At 70.0% G+C, this 20,904-nt stretch carries 17 protein-coding genes and 5 tRNA genes; 13 read left to right on the top strand and 9 right to left on the bottom strand.

What is annotated here, in order from left to right; all coding sequences use genetic code 11:
• The first annotated feature begins 129 nt into the window (after positions 1-129).
• On the top strand, positions 130-1,713 hold the full coding sequence (locus tag ACZ5TL_RS19315) for an acyl-CoA carboxylase subunit beta (protein ID WP_468591111.1): 1,584 nt from the start codon (positions 130-132) through the stop codon (positions 1,711-1,713).
• Between the two features lie 35 nt (positions 1,714-1,748).
• Complete coding sequence (locus ACZ5TL_RS19310; protein WP_468591110.1) at positions 1,749-1,943, top strand: acyl-CoA carboxylase epsilon subunit; 195 nt, start codon at positions 1,749-1,751, stop codon at positions 1,941-1,943.
• Between the two features lie 154 nt (positions 1,944-2,097).
• On the opposite strand, the gene ACZ5TL_RS19305 is transcribed toward ACZ5TL_RS19310, so the two are convergent.
• From ACZ5TL_RS19305 to ACZ5TL_RS19270, 8 genes are all read right to left on the bottom strand, one after another.
• Positions 2,098-2,679: a GTP-binding protein gene (locus ACZ5TL_RS19305; protein ID WP_014675207.1), complete on the bottom strand. Its 582-nt coding sequence runs from the start codon at positions 2,677-2,679 to the stop codon at positions 2,098-2,100.
• Positions 2,660-3,238, bottom strand: a complete 579-nt coding sequence (locus tag ACZ5TL_RS19300) for a DUF742 domain-containing protein (protein ID WP_468591109.1) — start codon at positions 3,236-3,238, stop codon at positions 2,660-2,662. The genes ACZ5TL_RS19305 and ACZ5TL_RS19300 overlap by 20 nt, the downstream gene beginning before the upstream one ends.
• A gap of 94 nt (positions 3,239-3,332) precedes the next feature.
• Entirely contained in the window at positions 3,333-3,746 is a 414-nt protein-coding gene (locus ACZ5TL_RS19295) for a roadblock/LC7 domain-containing protein (RefSeq protein WP_033321188.1), read from the bottom strand.
• Positions 3,747-3,756: 10 nt separating this feature from the next.
• The gene (locus ACZ5TL_RS19290) at positions 3,757-7,173 is read right to left on the bottom strand and encodes a nitrate- and nitrite sensing domain-containing protein (protein WP_468591108.1); all 3,417 of its coding nucleotides are present in this window, start codon (positions 7,171-7,173) and stop codon (positions 3,757-3,759) included.
• 378 nt (positions 7,174-7,551) lie between these two features.
• On the bottom strand, positions 7,552-8,127 hold the full coding sequence (locus ACZ5TL_RS19285; RefSeq protein WP_352096868.1) for a GTP-binding protein: 576 nt from the start codon (positions 8,125-8,127) through the stop codon (positions 7,552-7,554).
• A complete protein-coding gene (locus ACZ5TL_RS19280) occupies positions 8,108-8,503 on the bottom strand; it encodes a DUF742 domain-containing protein (protein ID WP_030851927.1) in 396 nt (131 codons plus the stop codon). The genes ACZ5TL_RS19285 and ACZ5TL_RS19280 overlap by 20 nt, the downstream gene beginning before the upstream one ends.
• Positions 8,504-8,611: 108 nt before the next feature.
• Entirely contained in the window at positions 8,612-9,025 is a 414-nt protein-coding gene (locus tag ACZ5TL_RS19275; RefSeq protein ID WP_031138073.1) for a roadblock/LC7 domain-containing protein, read from the bottom strand.
• A 9-nt stretch (positions 9,026-9,034) separates the two neighbouring features.
• Positions 9,035-12,862, bottom strand: coding sequence for a sensor histidine kinase (locus ACZ5TL_RS19270; protein WP_468591107.1), 3,828 nt, complete (start codon positions 12,860-12,862; stop codon positions 9,035-9,037).
• A 604-nt stretch (positions 12,863-13,466) separates the two neighbouring features.
• Between ACZ5TL_RS19270 and ACZ5TL_RS19265 the strand changes: the two genes are divergently transcribed.
• The 9 genes from ACZ5TL_RS19265 (at position 13,467) to ACZ5TL_RS19225 (ending at position 17,671) form a co-directional block, all read left to right on the top strand.
• Positions 13,467-13,658, top strand: coding sequence for a hypothetical protein (locus tag ACZ5TL_RS19265; protein WP_351639492.1), 192 nt, complete (start codon positions 13,467-13,469; stop codon positions 13,656-13,658).
• A 170-nt stretch (positions 13,659-13,828) separates the two neighbouring features.
• Positions 13,829-14,605 carry a fumarylacetoacetate hydrolase family protein gene (locus ACZ5TL_RS19260; protein ID WP_468591106.1) on the top strand — a complete coding sequence of 259 codons (777 nt, stop codon included), beginning with the start codon at positions 13,829-13,831 and terminating at the stop codon, positions 14,603-14,605.
• A complete protein-coding gene (gene gltX / locus ACZ5TL_RS19255; protein WP_468591105.1) occupies positions 14,598-16,121 on the top strand; it encodes a glutamate--tRNA ligase in 1,524 nt (507 codons plus the stop codon). The genes ACZ5TL_RS19260 and gltX overlap by 8 nt, the downstream gene beginning before the upstream one ends.
• A 256-nt stretch (positions 16,122-16,377) precedes the next feature.
• The gene (locus tag ACZ5TL_RS19250; protein WP_468591103.1) at positions 16,378-17,109 is read left to right on the top strand and encodes an HAD family hydrolase; all 732 of its coding nucleotides are present in this window, start codon (positions 16,378-16,380) and stop codon (positions 17,107-17,109) included.
• 90 nt (positions 17,110-17,199) lie between these two features.
• Positions 17,200-17,271 (top strand) — tRNA-Gln (locus tag ACZ5TL_RS19245).
• Between the two features lie 21 nt (positions 17,272-17,292).
• A tRNA-Glu gene (locus tag ACZ5TL_RS19240) sits at positions 17,293-17,365 on the top strand.
• A gap of 40 nt (positions 17,366-17,405) precedes the next feature.
• Positions 17,406-17,478, top strand: a tRNA-Glu gene (locus ACZ5TL_RS19235).
• A 20-nt stretch (positions 17,479-17,498) separates the two neighbouring features.
• Positions 17,499-17,570 (top strand) — tRNA-Gln (locus tag ACZ5TL_RS19230).
• 28 nt (positions 17,571-17,598) lie between these two features.
• Positions 17,599-17,671: transfer RNA gene (locus tag ACZ5TL_RS19225), tRNA-Glu, on the top strand.
• Positions 17,672-17,809: 138 nt separating this feature from the next.
• Here the strand turns inward: ACZ5TL_RS19225 and ndgR are convergent.
• Complete coding sequence (gene ndgR / locus ACZ5TL_RS19220) at positions 17,810-18,526, bottom strand: IclR family transcriptional regulator NdgR (protein ID WP_020270051.1); 717 nt, start codon at positions 18,524-18,526, stop codon at positions 17,810-17,812.
• Positions 18,527-18,722: 196 nt separating this feature from the next.
• Between ndgR and leuC the strand changes: the two genes are divergently transcribed.
• Positions 18,723-20,153, top strand: coding sequence for a 3-isopropylmalate dehydratase large subunit (leuC, locus tag ACZ5TL_RS19215; protein ID WP_468591101.1), 1,431 nt, complete (start codon positions 18,723-18,725; stop codon positions 20,151-20,153).
• Between the two features lie 6 nt (positions 20,154-20,159).
• Positions 20,160-20,753 carry a 3-isopropylmalate dehydratase small subunit gene (leuD, locus tag ACZ5TL_RS19210; RefSeq protein WP_468591100.1) on the top strand — a complete coding sequence of 198 codons (594 nt, stop codon included), beginning with the start codon at positions 20,160-20,162 and terminating at the stop codon, positions 20,751-20,753.
• The last annotated feature ends 151 nt before the right edge of the window (positions 20,754-20,904 follow it).

The following is a 20,904-nucleotide window of genomic DNA, read 5'->3' as shown; positions in this document are numbered from 1 at the left end:
GCATGGCCTCTGAGCAGTCGGAAAGGCTGCACCCCGCCCCGGTTCTGTTCAGGGGTACCAGGAAAACACGCCGGAGACTGTGAGGAGTCGACGGCCCGCTTTCCTTGGTTGTCTTCGTAAGGTCACTACATGACCGTTTTGGATGAGGCGCCGGGTGAGCCGACCGACGCGCGCGGACGCGTGGCCGAACTGCACGAGATCCGTGCGCAGGCGGTGGCCGGACCGAGCGAGAAGGCGACCAAGGCGCAGCACGCCAAGGGCAAGCTGACGGCGCGTGAGCGCATCGAACTCCTCCTCGACCCGGAGTCCTTCCGGGAGGTCGAGCAGCTGCGCCGGCACCGGGCCACGGGCTTCGGGCTGGAGACCAAGAAGCCGTACACCGACGGTGTGATCACCGGCTGGGGCACGGTGGAGGGCCGCACGGTCTTCGTCTACGCCCACGACTTCCGTGTCTTCGGCGGCGCGCTGGGCGAGGCCCACGCCACGAAGATCCACAAGATCATGGACATGGCCATCGCGGCCGGAGCGCCCCTGGTCTCGCTGAACGACGGCGCGGGCGCCCGTATCCAGGAGGGTGTCTCGGCCCTCGCCGGCTACGGCGGCATCTTCCAGCGCAACACCAGGGCCTCGGGCGTCATCCCGCAGATCAGCGTGATGCTCGGCCCGTGCGCGGGCGGCGCGGCCTACAGCCCCGCCCTCACCGACTTCGTGTTCATGGTCCGTGAGACCTCGCAGATGTTCATCACCGGCCCGGACGTGGTCAAGGCGGTCACCGGCGAGGAGATCACCCAGAACGGCCTGGGCGGTGCGGACGTCCACGCCGAGACCTCGGGCGTGGCGCACTTCGCCTACGACGACGAGGAGACCTGCATCGCGGAGGTCCGCTACCTGCTGTCGCTGCTGCCGCAGAACAATCGCGAGAACCCGCCCCGCACGGAGTCCGCGGACGCGGTCGACCGCCGTTCGGACGTCCTCCTGGACCTGGTCCCCGCGGACGGCAACCGGCCGTACGACATGGCCAAGGTCATCGAGGAGATCGTCGACGACGGCGAGTACCTCGAGGTCCACGAGCGCTGGGCCCGCAACATCATCTGCGCGCTGGGCCGGATGGACGGCCAGGTCGTCGGCATCGTGGCCAACCAGCCCCAGTCGCTGGCGGGCGTGCTGGACATCGAGGCCTCCGAGAAGGCGGCCCGCTTCGTCCAGATGTGCGACGCCTTCAACATCCCGATCATCACCCTTCTGGACGTCCCCGGCTTCCTCCCGGGCGTCGACCAGGAGCACGGTGGCATCATCCGCCACGGCGCGAAGCTCCTGTACGCCTACTGCAACGCGACCGTACCGAGGATCTCGCTGATCCTGCGCAAGGCCTACGGAGGTGCGTACATCGTCATGGACAGCCAGTCCATCGGTGCCGACCTCACCTATGCCTGGCCGACGAACGAGATCGCCGTCATGGGCGCGGAGGGGGCGGCCAACGTCATCTTCCGCCGCCAGATCGCCGAGGCCGAGGACCCCGAGGCCATGCGGGCCCGCATGGTCAAGGAGTACAAGTCCGAGCTGATGCACCCCTACTACGCGGCCGAACGCGGCCTGGTCGACGACGTCATCGACCCCGCGGAAACCCGCGAGGTGCTGATCAAGTCCCTCGCGATGCTCCAGACCAAGCACGCCGACCTGCCGTCCCGTAAACACGGCAACCCGCCGCAGTAACCCGGCGGACATCGAAGCCACGGAGACTGACACCCATGGACACCCCTGACATCCGCGTCGAGAAGGGCCACGCCGAGCCCGAGGAAGTCGCCGCCATCACGGCGCTCCTCCTGGCCCGCGCCGCCGCCCGCCCCACGGACCCCACCCCGGCCCACCGCGGCCGCATCAAGGCGGGCTGGCGCCGCCTGGAGCGCGAGCCGGGCTTCCGCGCCCCGCACAGCTGGCGCTGACCCCGGAACCCGACAGAAGGCCCCTCATCGAGGGGCCTTCTTCGTTCCGGGGAGTGCGGGGAACCGCGTGACAAGCCACACACCACCCGCACCCGGCAACGCGACAGCCCCCGGCAGCCCAGAGGCCGCCGGGGGCTGTCCCACAGCGAGGGAACTAACGCAGCCGCGCCATCAGCGCATGCTCGACCAGCGTGATCAGCGCCGACTTCGCGTCGGCCCGGTGGCGGGCGTCGGTCGTGATGATCGGGGTGTCGGGGCCGATCTGCAGTGCTTCCCGGACCTCGTCGGGCGTGTACGGCTGCTGGCCGTCGAAGCCGTTCAGCGCGATGACGAACGGCAGGCCGCTGTTCTCGAAGTAGTCGACAGCGGGGAAGCAGTCGGCGAGCCGCCTCGTGTCGACCAGCACGATCGCGCCGATGGCGCCGCGCACCAGGTCGTCCCACATGAACCAGAAGCGGTCCTGACCCGGCGTACCGAAGAGGTACAGGATCAGGTCCTGGTCCAGGGTGATACGGCCGAAGTCCATGGCGACCGTCGTGGTCGTCTTGTCCCCGGTGTGGGTGAGGTCGTCGATGCCCGCCGAAGCAGACGTCATGACGGCCTCCGTGCGCAGCGGATTGATCTCCGAGACGGCGCCGACGAACGTGGTCTTGCCCACGCCGAAGCCGCCAGCCACCACGATCTTCGCGGACGTGGTGGAGCGGGAAGGCCCTCCGCTAGAGCTTGCGAAGTCCACTGAGCACCCTTTCGAGCAGTGTCACGTCTGGCTGGCCGCCGGCGCTCTCGTCGCCGCCGGGCTGATGGATGGCGACCAGTCCCGCCTCCGCCAAGTCGGCGACGAGGATCCTGGCCACGCCGAGAGGGATCGTGAGGAGCGCCGAGATCTCGGCGACCGACTTGATCTCCCGGCAGAGGTTGCAGATCCGCTGATGCTCGGGCAACTGGCCCTGCATCTGGTGCGGCTGCGCAGTGGTGTGCACCAGCGCCTCGATGGCGAGCTGGTAGCGCGGGCGCGTCCGGCCGCCGGTCATGGCGTACGGACGCACCAACGGATTGTGCGACGCCCCGGCGGGCGACGGCTCGGGGGTGCGGCGCTGCGGCTGCACGGGCTGGATACGCGGGGCCGGCGGCTGGTCGTACGGCGAAGGGCCGGGGCCCTGCGGCGCGTACGGCTGCCGGTGGCTGGGCGTGGAGGGGAAGTTGTAACGGTTCGGGTTCTGACCGCCGTCACCCTGGCCCTGGGCAGGGCCGTACGACCAGTTGCCCGAAGGCGAACCGCCTGGGGGTGTTGCCACTTTCTCCTCCTCCGACTGTGCCGGGCACCCATCGCTGTGGAGCCGCGTCCCAAGACCTTACGGCCCCGGGACGTCAAACCGCACCGTCCGTCCGTTAGTTGAGCAGGCTTCCCTGGAGCTCCGCACGAAGGTCCGGTGTCAGGACCGTACCGGCTCGGTCGACCAGGAGCGCCATCTCGTACCCGACGAGACCGATGTCCGCCTCCGGATGCGCCAGAACCGCGAGCGAGGAGCCGTCGGAGATGGACATGATGAACAGGAATCCCCGCTCCATCTCCACGACCGTCTGGTTCACGCTGCCGCCCTCGAAGATCCGGGAGGCGCCTGCCGTCAGAGACGTCAGACCGGAGGCGACGGCCGCGAGTTGGTCGGCGCGGTCGCGGGGAAAGCCTTCGGACATCGCCAGAAGGAGTCCGTCGGCGGAGACCACCACCGTGTGGGACACCCCCGGGGTGTTGTCCACGAAGTTGGTGATCAACCAGTTCAGGTTCTGTGCCGCCTGGCTCATCGGGCTCACACTAACGCTCCTGGTTGTAGGTGCTGTCAGGACCGAAGCCCTGGCCGTTCGTTTCACTGCCTGCGTTGCGTCCGCGCTGGACGCCGCGACGCAGGTTGCTCAGCCTGCCCCGGACGTCCTCCGGGGCGCGGGAGACCTGTGGGCCTCCCTGGTGGGTGCTCTCGGCGGCACCCTCGATCAGGTTGGCCTTGGGTACCCGCCTCGGCAGGCCGGAGGAGGTGACCCCGCCCGCCTTGGGCTTCCGCAGCTGCGAGGCCTGCTGCCACCGCTCGTCGTTGGCCGAGCGCCAGTCGCCGTCGCCATTGCTCTCCGAGGTGGAAGCCGGCGGCTCCTGGCTCCCGTGCCGTGCGCCCCCTGTGCCGTTCGCGCCGCTCGCGGTGGATCCACGGCGGGGAAGCCCGGAGTCGGTCAGCGCGTGGGCGGCGGAGGCGGCCGGACCCGGACGGTCGAAGCCTACGCGGTCCTGCTCATCCGCGTCAGCGGCCTGCGCAGATTCCGTTTCCGCAGCCTGAGAAGGGTACTGGCTCGGGTAGCCGTTCTGGTAACCGTCCTGCTGAGGCCAGTCATCCTGGTGGCGCCGCTGCTCGAAAGCGGCGAAGCCGCCCTGCCCGCCCGCGCCCGGCGAGGGCTCCTCCTGAGCCGGCTCCGCATAGGAGGGCTCCGGGTAGCCCCCGTTGGGCGAGAAGGTGTCGTTCTGCGGCAGACCGCCGTTCGGCGCGTAGTACTGCTCGTCGTACGCGGACCGCTGCGGCTCGTCGTACGCCGTCTGCCGCTGCTCCTGGTACGAGGCCTGCTGGTCCTCGTACGAGGCCTGCTGCTCCTGGTACGACGCCTGCTGGTCCTCGTACGAGGCCTGCTGCTCCTGGTACGAGGCCTGCTGGTCCTCGTACGAGGCCTGCTGGTCCTCGTACGGCGCCTGCTGGTCGTACGAGGACGGCTGCTGCTCCGGGTAGCCGGTCCGGCCCGTGTCGTAGGCCTGGCCGGTGTCGTAGCCCTGCTGCCCGTGGTACTCGTCCTGGTACCCGGACGCCCCGTTGGGCTCCTGGTTGCTCCGCCCGGGAAGGGCGGGCTGCTCGGGCGACTGGGACTCCAGGGCCGCCCGGCGCTCCTCGCGCATCAGGGAGCGGCCGACGGGGTCCAGCTCGCGTATGTCGTCGGGGACGTCGGGGTAGCGGCTGTCGTCGAAGCCGAGTTCCGCCGCCGTGCGCATGGGCTGGCCGAAGTTCTCGCCGCCGCCACCGAAGTTCTGCTCGGGGATGATCTGCGAGACGGTGAACTCGTCACGGTCCACGTGCTGCTCGCCGCCACCGCCGTGGGTGATCGCGTCGGGCAGCATGACCAGCGAGGTCGTACCGGCCTGCTCGCCCGAAGGGCGCAGCTGGACGCGGATGCCGTGCCGGTCGGACAGCCGGCCGACCACGAACAGGCCCATGCGCTGCGAGATCGCGGCGTCCACGGTCGGCGGGTTGGCCAGCTTGTGGTTGATGTCCGCGAAGTCCTCGGCGGTCAGGCCGATGCCCTTGTCGTGGATCTCGATCATCACGCGGCCGTCGGGGAGACGGGTCGCGGTCACACGGACCTTGGTCTGCGGGGAGGAGAACGTGGTGGCGTTCTCCAGCAGCTCGGCGAGCAGGTGCACGAGGTCGGTCACGGCCCGGCCGTGGATCTCGGCCTCCGGGACGCCGGACAGCTCGATGCGCTCGTACTGCTCCACCTCGGAGGAGGCGGCGCGCAGCACGTCGACCAGCGGGACCGGCTGGTCCCAGCGGCGGCCGGGCTCCTCGCCGGCGAGGACGAGGAGGTTCTCGCCGTTGCGGCGCATACGGGTCGCCAGGTGGTCCAGGCGGAAGAGGTTCTCCAGCTGGTCCGGGTCGGCCTCGTTGTTCTCCAGGTCGGTGATCAGGGTCAGCTGGCCCTCGATCAGCGACTGGTTGCGACGTGACAGGTTGGTGAAGATCGCGTTGATGTTGCCCCGCAGCAGGGCCTGCTCCGCGGCGAGCCGGACGGCCTCGCGGTGGACCTGGTCGAAGGCGCGGGCGACCTCGCCGATCTCGTCCGTGGTGGTGATCGGGATCGCCTGTACGCGGGTGTCGACGCGTCCGGGGTCGGTGCGCGAGAGCTGGTCGACCAGCATCGGCAGGCGCTGCTCGGCGATGCCGAAGGCGGCGTTGCGCAGCTGGCGCATCGAGCGGCTCATCTGGCGGGCGACCGCACCGGCCAGGATGAAGGCCAGAAGCAGGGCGACGACGACGGCGGCACCGGTGATGTAGGCGTCGCGCTGGGCGTCGTCGGCGATGTCGGACGCTTCACTCACGGCCTTGTCGGCCAGGTCCGTCTCGATCTTCTCGTAGGCGTTGAACTTGAGCGTGTTGACCGCCCACCAGTTCTCGGCGGTGATGCCCTTCTCGGCGAGGGCGGCGCGGGCGCTCGGGTCCGTGGTCTGGAGCGTCGCGATGGCCGCGACCATCGTCTCCGGCTTGGAGGGCGGGGGGACGTAGTCCGGGTTCTTGGCCTTGGCCTCCCGGGCCATCGCGGCACCGTCGGTCTTGAGCTTGGCCTCGGCCGCCTTCAGCTTGGCCGCGTCCTCCTCGGTGCCGCCGCCGATGTACTCCTGCACGGCGATGCGCTCGAGATAGGCGTACGAGGACAGGGCGATGCGCTGGCTGGCCAGGTTGCCGTCGTCCGGGCCCGGCTTGACCAGGATGTGCATGCCGATGGAGCGCTGCAGCGACAGAGCCGCCTTGGTGAGCTCGATGGCGTACACGGTCCGGCCGTAGCTGGTGATGTTGCCGGTGCCGAGGCCCAGCTCGTTGGCGAACTCCGTCAGCGGGTGGGCGACCTCGACGTAGCCCTCCTCGGTCTGGACGCCCTTGAGCTTGGAGGTGTACGCGACCTGCCGCAGGGTGGCGAGCTTGGGCTCCGCCTCGCGGAACAGCTTCAGCCGGCGTTCCAGGCCGGGCTTCGCCGGCATGTTCTGGGCCGCGGCGTCGAAGGCGTCGGACGCCTCGTCGGTGGCCTTGCGGACCTGGGTGACGGTCGCCTTGTCCTGCGCGGTCTGGGCGCTGCCCTTCAGCAGGGGCGCTGCCGACGCGTCACGTTCGATGTAGAGGGCGTTGGCGTAGAGCAGCGAGGCGCGGACCAGACGCGCGGTGTTCTCCGCGTCCTCGGCCTCCTGCCAGGTGTCGATCGAGCTCTTCACCTGGAAGCCGCCCATGACGAGGCCGACCAGCACGGGTATGAGCAGGATCGCGTTGAGTCTGGTCGCCACGCGCCAGTTGCGCGGGGAGAGACGGCCGCCGCTCTGGGCGGGTGCGGCCGATGGCTCCGAACCGGGCACGGGGGCGGGCGCCGCTGTGCGCGGCGGCGGGGTGAAGTTGCCCCGGGCCGACGGCTCGGGACTGTTCTTGCTTCGCCTCACTCGACCAACAACCTCTCGGCGGTCGGCACCAACGTTGTGCCGCAGTGTCTCAGAGCCCAACATTCCATCGACTGATGGAGTACGTCATTGACTATTGGGCAGTTCAGGCATTCCAGCACGACGACCTGCGCTCTTCCAAACAGTCCGGGGGGCTGATCCGCCGTGATGTAAACCCCAGATAAAACGGTCATAAAGAGCGAGCCCCGCCAAAAGGCGGGGCCTTCGTGTGCGCAGCGACACCGGATGTGCGCGACGCGTGGCCGTACCACCAGATTCCTCTGCCGAAACGTTATGAACACCTTGGCCGACCGTGTCAAAGGACACAGTCGGCTCCAGTGTATCTACGACAACTACCGTATGGTGCTCCTGATTTGGGTGCTACCTCAGTCGTGCCATCAAAGCGTGCTCCACCAGCGTGATCAGGGCACTCTTCGCGTCGGCCCGGTGCCGGGCGTCCGTGGTGATGATCGGGGTGTCCGGCCCGATCTGCAGCGCCTCGCGCACCTCTTCGGGCTGGTAGGGCTGCTGCCCGTCGAAGCCGTTCAGCGCCACCACGAACGGCAGACCACTGTTCTCGAAGTAGTCGACGGCCGGAAAGCAGTCCGCCAGACGCCTGGTGTCCACCAGGACCACCGCTCCGATGGCGCCGCGCACCAGGTCGTCCCACATGAACCAGAAGCGGTCCTGGCCCGGTGTACCGAAGAGGTACAGGATCAGGTCCTGGTCCAGGGTGATACGGCCGAAGTCCATGGCCACCGTGGTGGTGGTCTTGCCCCCGGTGTGGGTCAGGTCGTCGATGCCCGCGCTCGCCGAGGTCATCACGGCCTCGGTGCGCAGCGGGTTGATCTCCGAGACGGCGCCGACGAACGTGGTCTTGCCCACGCCGAAGCCGCCAGCCACCACTATCTTCGCGGAAGTGGTGGACCGCCCCGCGTCAGAGCTTGCGAAGTCCACTGAGCACCCTTTCGAGCAGTGTCACGTCCGGTGCACCGGTGGCGTCGTCGCCGCCCGGCTGATGGATCGCGACGAGACCGGCCTCGGCGAGGTCCGCGACCAGGATTCGGGCCACACCCAGCGGCATGTTGAGCAGCGCCGAGACCTCGGCGACCGACTTCACCTCGCGGCACAGGTGGCAGATGCGCTGGTGCTCGGGGAGCAGCCCCATGAGCGCCGCGGGGTCCGCCGTCGTACTGATCAGTGCCTCGATGGCCAGCTGATAGCGCGGCCTGGTCCGGCCACCGGTCATGGCGTAAGGCCGTACCAGTGGCTGGTCGCCCTCGTCCTCGTACGGCTCCGCGTACGGATCATGAGAGGCGGTGGGCGGGGTCATGGGTCCTCCGGGCGGGACAGCAAGTCGGTCAGTCAGCCGTCTGACGGGGCCTGTGGGGGGTGTGGCGGCCGGACGGTGATGTGGTGAGGCGGGTGGTGCCGGGGCCGATCAGTGGAGCAGACTGCCTTGGAGCTCGGCTCGCAGGTCGGGGGTGAGGACCGCGCCCGCGCGGTCGACGAGGAGCGCCATCTCGTAGCCGACCAGGCCGATGTCGCACTCGGGGTGCGCGAGGACCGCCAGCGACGAGCCGTCCGAGACGGACATGAGGAAGAGGAATCCCCGCTCCATCTCCACGACTGTCTGCGCCACCTCGCCGCCCTCGAAGATCCGGGACGCGCCTGCCGTCAGGGACGTCAGGCCCGAGGCGACGGCCGCGAGCTGGTCCGCGCGATCGCGCGGGAAGCCCTCCGACAGCGCCAGGAGGAGACCGTCGGCGGACACGACGACGGTGTGGGACACCCCGGGGGTGTTGTCCACGAAGTTGGTGATCAACCAGTTGAGGTTCTGTGCCGCCTGGCTCATCGGACTCAACTAACGCTCCTGCTGGTGAGTGGGCCGTGGGTGGCTGCCGGTCTGGGTGGACCCGGCCTGACGACCCTGTGCGATTCCCCGACGGAGATTGGTCAGCCGGCCGCGTACGTCATCAGGCGCACGGGAGACCTGCGGACCGCTCTGGTGGGTCTGTTGCTGCGCCGTGCCCGGGACGAGGTTCGCCCGGGGCACCCGGCGCGGCAAGCCGGAGGTGGTGACACCGCCGGCGGCGGGCTGGCGGACGCGCTCGGCCTGGCGGACGAGGTCGTCGTTCGGCGAAGTACGCCAGCCGGCGGGGGTGGACCGCTGCGGACCGGTGGGTCCCTGCGGCTGCTGCGGGGCGGCCGGAGCGGAGCCGTTGTTCTGCTCCGGCTGCTCCTGCTGGCCGTGGAACCAGTTGGTCTCCAGCGTGTCGTACAGCGGCGTGCGTCCGTCGCCCGGGCCGGATGCCGGCGGCAGGGCCTCGGGCTCCTGCCGGACGGGCCGTGCCTGCGGGGCGGGCGGACGCGGGGCGCCGAAGTCGGCTTCGTTCCGGCTGCCGTTGGCCTGCGGCCGCTCGAACTGGCCCGTGCCCGTGGGGTCGGCCGCAGTGGCCGGACCCGGGAGGGGCGGGCGGCCGTTGTCCTGGCGGGGCGCCGGGTACTGGCCGTTGGAGCCGGGCGCCGGGTACTGACCGGTGGAGCCGTTGTCGTAGGCCTGCGGGGCCTGCGGGGCCGGGTACTGACCGGTGGAGCCGTTGTCGTAGGCCTGCGGGGCCTGCGGAGCCGGCGGGGCCGGGTACTGGCCCGTCGTGGACGCCGGGTCGTGGCGGCCGGTCGCGGTGCCGAAGACGTCCGGGCGGACGAACTGGCCCGGGCCGTTGCCGCCCTGGGCGTACGGGTCCTGGTGCTGGGGGCCGCCGAAGTCGGCCGAGCCGGGGCCCTGCCGGTTGTTGTCACGCGGTACGGCCGGCATCTCCGCCGTCGCGCCCGGGCCCTGCCGATCGTCGATGTGCGGCATGGCGGACGTACGGGAGACGTCCGGCTCCTCGTGGCCGCGCGGGCTGTCCAGCGAGGCACGCGGCACCTGCGGCTGGGCGTTCTCGTCGCTCCAGCTCGGCACGCGCGGCTGCGGATCGCCGCCGGGCAGTTCGGCCCGGGGACCGCCGCGCGGCGGGAGCTGCGGGCGACGGCCCTTGCCCTGCTCGGAGTTGCCGCCCTGCTGCCGGCCACGGCCACCGCCGAAGGCGTCCTGGCCCTGCGGCCCGTTCGTGCCCGCGGCCTGCAGGCCCTGCGGAGCCCCCGGCGCCTGGCCGAATCCGTTGCCGGTGCCGGCCGGAGTCGGAGCCGGACGGCCCTGCGAGGAACCACTCTGCGCGGGACCACCCTGCTCGAACATCGAATGGCCGGGACCCTGCGGTCCGCGCGCTCCGCCCTGGCCCGCCGGACGGCCACCGTCGCCGTCGCGCCCGGGAAGCGCGGCCCGCGGGCTCTGGCCGGGACCGAGGCGGCCCCCGCCGGACGCGCCGCCACCGAAGGCACCGCCACCGGACGGACCGGCCCCGAGGGCACCGCCGCCCTGGCCGGCACCGGCGGCACGCCGGGCCGCGGCCGCACCGGCGGCTGCCTGCGCGGCGGCCGGACCGCCACCGCCGAGCGGCGGCTGACCGGCCTGCTTGGGCTGGGGCTTCCTGCCGCCCTGGGCGACATCGACGGGCAGCATGACCAGCGCGGTCGTACCCCCGGAGTCGGACGGGCGCAGCTGGATGCGGATGCCGTGGCGCTGCGAGAGGCGGCCGACCACGAACAGACCCATGCGGCGGGAGACGGAGACGTCCACCGTCGGGGGAGCGGCGAGCCGCTCGTTGATCGCCGCCAGGTCCTCCGGCGACAGACCGATACCGGTGTCGTGGATCTCGATCAGCACGCGGCCGTCGGGCAGCGCGTGACCGGTGACCTTGACCTTGGTCTGCGGCGAGGAGAACGAGGTCGCGTTCTCCAGCAGCTCGGCGAGCAGGTGCACGAGGTCGTTGACCACGCGGCCGGCCACTTCGGTGGTCGGCACCGAGGCCAGCTCGATGCGCTCGTACTGCTCCACCTCGGACGCGGCGGCGCGGAGCACGTCGACCAACGGGACCGGGCGGGTCCACCGGCGGCCGGGCTCCTCACCCGCGAGGACGAGGAGGTTCTCACCGTTACGGCGCATGCGGGTCGCGAGGTGGTCGAGCTTGAACAGCGAGGACAGCTGGTCCGGGTCGGCCTCGCGGGACTCCAGTTCGGAGATCAGCGACAGCTGGCGCTGGATCAGACCCTGGGAGCGGCGCGAGAGGTTGGTGAACATCGCGTTGACGTTGCCCCGCAGCAGGGCCTGCTCGGCGGCGAGGCGGACCGCCTCGCGGTGCACGTCGTCGAAGGCCGCGGCCACCCGGCCGATCTCGTCCCGGGAGTGCACACCGACCGACTCCACGGACGTGTCGACGTCCTGCGGGTCGGACTCGGACAGCTGCTTGACCAGCTCGGGCAGGCGGTCGGAGGCAACCTTGGTCGCCGTTTCCTCCAGGCGCCGCAGCGAGCGGATCATGGAGCGGGCCACGACGAAGGCGCCGACCAGCGACACACCGAGCACGATCAGGATCAGGGCACCTGAGATGATCGCGTCGCGCTCGGTGGCGCTGCGCAGCTCGCGGGCCTTCTGTTCCATCTCCTCGAGCAGCGTGTGCTCGATGTTCTTCATCTGCTGGATCTTGGTGGAGCTGTCGTCCAGCCAGTCGCGGTAGGACCGCTTGTCCTGCTGGGCGAGACCGCTCGCGGAGACCAGGGCGCGACGCGCGTAGGTGTCGGTCGCCTTGATCGTGGAGTTGCCGCCGTCCTCGATCGGCTTGAGCAGCTCGGCGGCGACGTCCTCGCCGTAGATGCTCTTGAAGCTGCGGATCTCGGACTTCTGGCTCTCCAGGGCCGACTCGGCGTAGAGCCGGTCGTTCGGCGAGAGCTTGCCGGCCGTGGTGTTGCTCGCGGGCAGCGCCGCCGCGAGGGCCGCGCGCTGGATCGAGGAGTACTCCTTCGCGGAGGAGAACGCCGCGAGCGCACGCGTGCGCTGGATCATGTCCGGGTTGCTGGTCGCCTCGGCCATGTCCTGGGAGAGGTCGATCAGGTTCTCGATCAGACGGTGGTACGCCTCGACCGTCTGCGTGGAGTTGCCCTCGGAGGCGTAGGCGCCCCTGCGGATCTGTTCCAGGTCGCCCAGCTCGCCGGCGAGCTGGACGAGGTACTCGCGGACGCCCTTGAGGTTGCCGTCCTTGCTGGCGGTGTCGATCTCCTCGGAGCTGTCGAGGAAGTTCTTCATCGCGCGGTCGGTCTTCTCGCGCAGGCCCTTGACCGCGAAGTCGGTCGCCTTGCCGCCGTGCGCCAGCGGGCCGGCCGACTGGTCGCGCTCCTCCTGGAGGGCGGCGGACAGCTCGGTGGCCTGCTTGGTCATGTCCGTCAGCAGCTTCATGTTGTCGAGCTGCTGGATGTCGTCCATGGACTGGTTGATACGCAGGGCGCCCAGCGAGGTGGCCGCGACCACCGGGAGCGCGAGCAGCGACACCAGTCGGGTCGAGATGCGCCAGTTGCGCAGCGCTATTCGCGGGCCGGGGCCGGTGGGGCCCGTCGGCGGCTTCAGCGCCGGGGCCGGGCTCGCGGAACCCGAGGGTGCCGACGTGCCGGGGCGCCCGGGGCGCTCGCCGCCGTCACCGGCCGGCCCCTGGTTCTGGGCGTGCTGGGGCGAGGGGCCGCCATTCATGGGGCCAGTCCCGCCGTGCGGCTCCGGCTCCGCCGAAGCGTTGCCATCCCTCTTGAAACGTCCCTGCACTAGCGTCGCAACCTCTGGACCAGGCACCCCGTCGCCTGAACGGCGGGGCACGGTGTCGGCGTTCTGGGGACGCCCTGAAAAACGCCCCCGTGGTGGTCGTGAGTGACCGGCGCTGGCTCCCTCTTCTCACCGCCCACTCGGCGCGTCTGTGCGCCCCCTGTGCGCCGGCTCGATCCTGCGGCGGTCCGTGAGATTCCAGCACAGCACAGGATCTCCAACAAGGCCCGTAGGCCGAGCCGTGACCTAGGTGACACCACGTGAGGGCCGGATCACCGGGCGTGGAAAGCGAGTTCACCCATATCGGACATACGCCCGCGAGTCGTCGAGTCGGGGTGGGTGTCCCAGTCGCCATGATCAGGAGCGGAATGTTGGCTTCGGGGAGCCAATGTCCGTTTCGTTGGGGTGAAGTGCGAGTCCGGATTGACCGATTTGCCCTCTGAGTCGTGAGAAAACTCACATGCTGATCATGGTCCCCCGCCCACTGAGCCGGGGAATCGCATGTTTAGCCTGACGCTTTACAGAGAAGCCGCAACCGACAACCCGCGCGCGGGCGGGGTCTTAGGCACCCTCCCGGCGCCCGTCACAGGACAGGGTCAAGTAAACAGTGAAGACGACGACGATGTTCCACAAGATCGCCAACCCGCGGCGCACGACGCTGGCGCACCTGGATGACGCCGACGAACTGCAGACGCCGGAACAGCCGGAGCACCCCGTCGAACTGCCCGCCCAGACCGCGAACCCCAAGCGCACCGTCCTTATGGAGATCCCCGTCGCGGCCGCCGCGGCCGCGGAGTGACACCAGGGAGTACGCGTGCCGGCCGCCGGATGCTCACGGCGGCGGACACGGACTTCGAGGGGCGCCCCCGTGACAGGGCGCCCCTTCGCCGTGCGCGGGGCGGGGCCACCTCTCCGCGTTAGCCTGGAGCGTCAGACTCCAGCCGCTTCAGTCAAGGGGCAAAGCATCCCGTGCGCATCGCCAGATTCTCCATCGACGGGAACGTCGCCTTCGGCGCCATCGAGGGCGACAAGCAGGACGAACTCGTCCTGGACATCATCAAGGGCATCCCGTTCGCGGACTTCGAGCTCTCCGGCACGAAGGTGCCGGTCGGCAAGGTCAGGCTGCTGCCGCCGGTGCTGCCCAACAAGGTCGTGGCCTTCGGCCGCAACTACGCGGAGCACGCGCGCGAACTGGGCAACGAGGTGCCCGACGCCCCCTTCGCCTTCTTCAAGCCGTCCACCTCGGTGATCGGCCCCGGCGACGACATCCAGTACCCGTCCTTCTCCTCCGAGGTGCACCACGAGGCCGAGCTGGCCGTGGTCATCGGCCGCATGTGCCGCGAGGTCCCGCGCGGGCGCGTCAAGGACGTGATCTTCGGCTACACCTGCGCCAACGACATCACCGCCCGTGACGTCCAGAAGCGCGAGAAGCAGTGGGCCCGGGCCAAGGGCTTCGACACCTCCTGCCCGCTCGGCCCCTGGGTGGAGACGGACCTGGACCCGGCCGACCTCACCGTCCAGCTCACGGTCAACGGCCAGCAGCGCCAACTGGGCCGCACCAGCGAGATGATCCACTCCATCGAAGACCTGATCGTCAACATCTCCGAGGCCATGACGCTGCTCCCCGGCGACGTGATCCTCACGGGCACCCCGGCTGGGGTCGGCCCCCTGAACGTCGGCGACGAGGTCGCCGTCACCATCGAAGGCATCGGCACTCTCACCAACAAGGTTGTCAAGCGTGGCTAGCGCACCCTCCCCCAAGCTCTCGGCTCCGCTCGAGCAGGGGGCGCCCTCATCTCCAGTACGCGTCCGTTTCTGTCCGTCGCCCACCGGTAACCCCCACGTGGGCCTGGTGCGCACCGCCCTGTTCAACTGGGCGTTCGCCAAGCACCACCAGGGCACCCTGGTGTTCCGCATCGAGGACACCGACGCGGCCCGCGACTCCGAGGAGTCGTACACCCAGCTGCTCGACTCGATGCGCTGGCTGGGCTTCGACTGGGACGAGGGCCCCGAGGTCGGCGGCCCGCACGCGCCGTACCGCCAGTCGCAGCGCATGGACCTCTACAAGGACGTCGCGGCCAAGCTGCTCGACGCCGGCCACGCCTACCGCTGCTACTGCTCGCAGGAGGAGCTGGACACCCGCCGCGAGGCCGCGCGCGCCGCGGGCAAGCCCTCCGGCTACGACGGCCACTGCCGCGACCTGAGCGCCGGGCAGGTCGAGGAGTACCAGGCCCAGGGCCGCACCCCGATCGTCCGCTTCCGTATGCCCGACGAGACGATCACCTTCACGGACCTGGTGCGCGGCGAGCTGACCTTCACCCCGGAGAACGTCCCGGACTTTGGGCTCGTCCGCGCCAACGGCGCCCCCCTGTACACGCTGGTCAACCCGGTCGACGACGCCCTGATGGAGATCACCCACGTCCTGCGCGGCGAGGACCTGCTCTCCTCCACCCCGCGCCAGATCGCCCTGTACAAGGCGCTGATCGAGCTGGGCATCGCCAAGGAGATCCCGTCCTTCGGCCACCTGCCGTACGTGATGGGCGAGGGCAACAAGAAGCTCTCCAAGCGCGACCCGCAGTCCTCCCTCAACCTCTACCGGGAGCGCGGCTTCCTCCCCGAGGGCCTGCTCAACTACCTCTCCCTGCTCGGCTGGTCGCTCTCGGCCGACCAGGACGTGTTCACGATCGACGAGATGGTCGCGGCGTTCGAGATCTCAGACGTGAACCCCAACCCGGCCCGCTTCGACCTGAAGAAGTGCGAGGCCATCAACGGCGACCACATCCGCCTGCTGGACGTGAAGGACTTCACGGAGCGCTGCCGCCCGTGGCTGCGGGCACCGTTCGCCCCCTGGGCCCCCGAGGCCTTCGACGAGGCCAAGTGGCAGGCCGTCGCGCCGCACGCGCAGACCCGCCTCAAGGTGCTCTCCGAGATCACCGACAACGTCGACTTCCTGTTCCTGCCGGAGCCGGTGGCGGACGAGGCCAGCTGGGCGAAGGCCATGAAGGAAGGCTCGGACGCCCTGCTGCGCACCGCCCGCGAGAAGCTGGAGGCGGCCGACTGGACCTCCGCCGAGTCGCTCAAGGAGGCCGTCCTGGCCGCCGGCGAGACCCACGGCCTCAAGCTCGGCAAGGCCCAGGCCCCGGTCCGTGTCGCCGTCACCGGCCGCACGGTAGGCCTGCCGCTGTTCGAGTCGCTGGAGGTCCTGGGCAAGGAGACGACCCTGGCCCGGATCGACGCGGCGCTGACGAAGCTGGCCGCGTAACGCGCGACATCTCACACGGCGAGGGCGGCGTCCGCTTCGGGCGCCGCCCTCGCCGTGTCCGCCCAGCCGCCATCCGGAGCTCTCCGTCCCGGCCGGCACCGGCGTGGCAGCTGAACCAGACAGCGACGGCGGAACCACGGGCGGCACCGGCACCCGGAAGCCCACTGGCCCCCCGCGACGGCCAGGGCCAGGACCGCGCGCTCACCGGCACCACGACCCCGGGCTGAGAGCACGCCGCGGTGGGTACGGTCGGAGCATGAGCATCCACGCCGTGGTCTGGGACGTCGACGACACCCTCTTCGACTACACCACCGCCGACCGCCTCGGCATGCGCGCCCACCTCACGGCCGAGGGCCTGATGGACGACTACGACACCGTCGAGCAGGCCATCACCCGCTGGCGGGAGATCACCGACCTGCAGTGGGCACGCTTCGCGGCCGGTGAGGCCACCTTCGAGGGCCAGCGGCGCGACCGCGTACGGGTGTTCCTGGACCGGGACCTCACCGACCCCGAGGCCGACGCGTGGTTCGAGCGGTACATCACCCACTACGAGGCGGCCTGGGCCCTCTTCCCGGACGTCATGCCCGTCCTCGACGCCCTCGCCGCCAGCCACCGGCACGCGGTGCTCTCCAACTCCAGCCTCCACGTCCAGGACCGCAAGCTGCGCGCCCTCGGCGTCCACCACCGCTTCGAGACCATCCTGTGCGCGGCCGAACTCGGCATCTCCAAGCCGGAGGCCGGGGCGTTCCTCGCGGCCTGCGAGTCCCTCGGCCTGGCCCCGCACCAGGTCGCCTACGTCGGGGACCACCCGGAGATCGACGGGCGGGGTGCCGCCGACGCCGGGCTGCTGTCGGTGTGGATCGATCGCGGGGGTGCGTACGCCACGATCGACCGGCCCGTCGGGCCGCACCGCATCGCCTCCCTCGCCGAACTGCCGTCGCTGCTCGGCGCGGATACTCGTTTTGGAGCCCCGTCCACCTTCGGGTAATGTTCTTCCTGCGCCGCGGGGAGCGGGCCGGAAGGCAGGAACCCCAGGCGCACTACTAGAACAAGATCCCCTCAGGGGCTTGCGTTCCAGTGGCCTATGGTGTAATTGGCAGCACGACTGATTCTGGTTCAGTTAGTCTTGGTTCGAGTCCAGGTAGGCCAGCTCGCAGAGCTCATCTGCAAAGCCCCCGTTGTGTAGCGGCCTAGCACGCTGCCCTCTCAAGGCAGTAGCGCCGGTTCGAATCCGGTCGGGGGTACTGGTTCCGAGAGATCGACGATCGTCTCGGGACTGCTAGGGCCCCCGTTGTGTAGCGGCCTAGCACGCCGCCCTCTCAAGGCGGTAGCGCCGGTTCGAATCCGGTCGGGGGTACTGACTGGTCTAAACCACATTGGTCTATGGTGTAATTGGCAGCACGACTGATTCTGGTTCAGTTAGTCTTGGTTCGAGTCCAGGTAGACCAGCTCGGACCTGCGGAAACGCAGTGTCCAGGCCCCCGTTGTGTAGCGGCCTAGCACGCCGCCCTCTCAAGGCGGTAGCGCCGGTTCGAATCCGGTCGGGGGTACTTGAACGCAGGAGGCCCTCCACTTCGGTGGAGGGCCTCTTCTGTATGCCCCTTCCCGGGGCGCGGGGCTGTGTGCGCCTGCCCGTGGAGAGCCCGCCGCGGCGTTGAGGCCTGCTCTCCCCGGGACGATCAGTCGGCTCAGCCGGTGCGCCGCAGCGCCTCGGAGAGGCGCCCGGCCGCGTCGATCACGGCCTGCGCGTGCATCCGCCCCGGGTGCCGCGTCAGCCGCTCGATCGGCCCGGACACGGACACGGCCGCCACCACGCGGTTGGACGGGCCGCGCACCGGCGCGGAGACGGACGCGACGCCCGGCTCCCGCTCGCCGATCGACTGGGCCCAGCCCCGGCGCCGTACGCCCGACAGGGCCGTCGCCGTGAAGCGGGCGCCCTGCAGTCCGCGGTGCAGCCGCTCCGGCTCCTCCCAGGCCATGAGGATCTGCGCCGAGGAGCCGGCCTTCATCGTGAGCGTCGAACCGACCGGGACCGTGTCCCGCAGTCCGGACAGCCGCTCCGCCGCTGCGACGCAGATGCGCATGTCGCCCTGGCGGCGGTAGAGCTGCGCGCTCTCGCCCGTGACGTCACGCAGGTGCGTGAGCACCGGGCCGGCGGTGGCGAGGAGACGGTCCTCACCCGCGGCCGCGGCCAGCTCGGCCAGGCGGGGGCCGAGAATGAAACGGCCCTGCATGTCGCGCGCCACCATGCGGTGGTGTTCCAGGGCCACGGCCAGGCGGTGAGCCGTGGGTCGTGCCAGTCCGGTCGCGCCGACCAGGCCCGCGAGGGTGGCCGGACCGGACTCCAGAGCGCTCAGGACGAGGGCCGCCTTGTCCAGAACGCCGACGCCGCTACTGTTGTCCATGCAACGATACTCGCGTCTCACTCTGTGAAACGCAAGTTCAAATTTCCGTGGAACCCGCCACCCTGGAATCACGAAGTCACAACGGCCCGTGACGTAAGGGCCTGGTGGTGTGTGCCCGGAATCAGGGGAAACGGGCACCGCTTCCTCAAGATCTCTAGTTGGGTCGGCGGACCGTAGCCGGCCGGAGGGAACAGCGATGGGTAGGACACTCGCGGAGAAAGTCTGGGACGACCATGTCGTCCGGCGCGCGGAGGGCGAGCCCGACCTTCTCTTCATCGATCTGCACCTGCTGCACGAGGTGACCAGCCCGCAGGCCTTCGACGGGCTGCGCAAGACCGGCCGCACCGTGCGCCGCCTCGACCTCACCATCGCCACCGAGGACCACAACACCCCGACCCTCGACATCGACAAGCCGATCGCGGACCCGGTCTCCCGGGTGCAGTTGGAGACGCTGCGCAAGAACGCCGCCGACTTCGGTGTGCGCCTGCACCCGCTGGGCGACGTCGAGCAGGGCGTCGTGCACGTCGTCGGCCCGCAGCTGGGCCTGACCCAGCCCGGCACCACCGTCGTCTGCGGCGACTCCCACACCTCCACGCACGGTGCCTTCGGCGCGCTGGCGTTCGGCATCGGCACCTCCCAGGTGGAGCACGTGCTGGCCACGCAGACGCTGCCGATGTCCCGCCCGAAGACCATGGCGATCACCGTCAACGGCGAACTGCCCGAGGGCGTCACCGCCAAGGACCTGATCCTGGCGATCATCGCGAAGATCGGCACGGGCGGCGGCCAGGGCTACGTCCTGGAGTACCGCGGCGAGGCCATCGAGAAGCTCTCGATGGAAGCGCGCATGACCATCTGCAACATGTCGATCGAGGCCGGCGCCCGCGCGGGCATGATCGCCCCGGACGAGACCACCTTCGCGTACCTCAAGGGCCGCCCGCACGCCCCCGAGGGCGAGGACTGGGACGCCGCCGTCGCGTACTGGAAGACGCTGAAGACGGACGAGGACGCCGAGTTCGACGCCGAGGTCGTCATCGAGGCCGCCGAACTGTCGCCGTTCGTCACCTGGGGAACCAACCCCGGACAGGGCGCACCGCTTTCGGCGTCCGTCCCCGATCCTGCTTCGTACGAAGACGCATCGGAGCGCTACGCCGCCGAAAAGGCCCTGGAATACATGGGGTTGGAGGCCGGTCAGCCGCTGCGCTCCATCAAGGTGGACACCGTCTTCGTAGGCTCCTGCACCAACGGCCGCATCGAGGACCTGCGCGCCGCCGCCGAGCTGCTCGAGGGCCGCAAAGTCGCCGACGGGGTACGGATGCTGGTCGTCCCGGGCTCCGCGCGGGTCGGTCTGCAGGCCGTCTCCGAGGGTCTGGACGTCGTCTTCAAGGAGGCCGGCGCCGAGTGGCGGCACGCCGGCTGCTCCATGTGCCTGGGGATGAACCCCGACCAGCTGGCGCCGGGGGAGCGCTCCGCGTCCACCTCCAACCGCAACTTCGAGGGCCGGCAGGGCAAGGGCGGCCGTACGCACCTGGTGTCACCGCAGGTCGCGGCGGCGACCGCCGTGCTGGGCCACCTGGCCTCCCCGGCCGACCTGTCCGACGCCGACGTCCGTACGCCCGCTGGAGTCTGATCAGTCATGGAAGCATTCACCACCCACACCGGCCGGGCCGTCCCGTTGCGCCGCAGCAACGTCGACACCGACCAGATCATCCCGGCCCACTGGCTCAAGAAGGTCACGCGCGACGGGTTCGAGGACGGGCTGTTCGAGGCCTGGCGCAAGGACGCGTCGTTCGTGCTCAACCAGCCCGAGCGGCAGGGCGCGACCGTCCTGGTCGCCGGCCCCGACTTCGGCACCGGCTCCTCCCGCGAGCATGCCGTCTGGGCGCTGCAGAACTACGGCTTCAAGGCCGTGATCTCCTCTCGCTTCGCCGATATCTTCCGCGGCAACTCGCTCAAGAACGGCCTGCTCACGGTGGTTCTGGAGCAGAAGGTCGTGGACGCGCTGTGGGAGCTCACCGAGAAGGACCCGACCGCGGAGATCACCGTCGACCTGGTCGCCCGCGAGGTGCGCGCCGAGGGCATCACCGCCTCCTTCGAGCTGGACGAGAACGCCCGCTGGCGGCTGCTGAACGGCCTCGACGACATCTCGATCACCCTCCAGAACGAGGCGGACATCGCCGCGTACGAGGCGAAGCGCCCGTCGTTCAAGCCGCGGACACTCCCGGTCTGACCCGGAGCACGATCCGCCGCCCTGAACAAGGCGACTTTCGGCCACCGCAACACCCCCGCTGTACCCCCGATCAGCCCGATCGGGGGTACAGCCGTTTCTGCACCCGAACGGCCCTGCCCGCCCTGCGCGGGGCAGGCAACTGCCCACGTTA

The organism is Streptomyces sp. NPDC033136 (genome assembly GCF_055578235.1).
The sequence above is the reverse complement of the archived record's forward strand: the minus strand, read 5'-3'. Positions and strand labels throughout refer to the sequence as shown.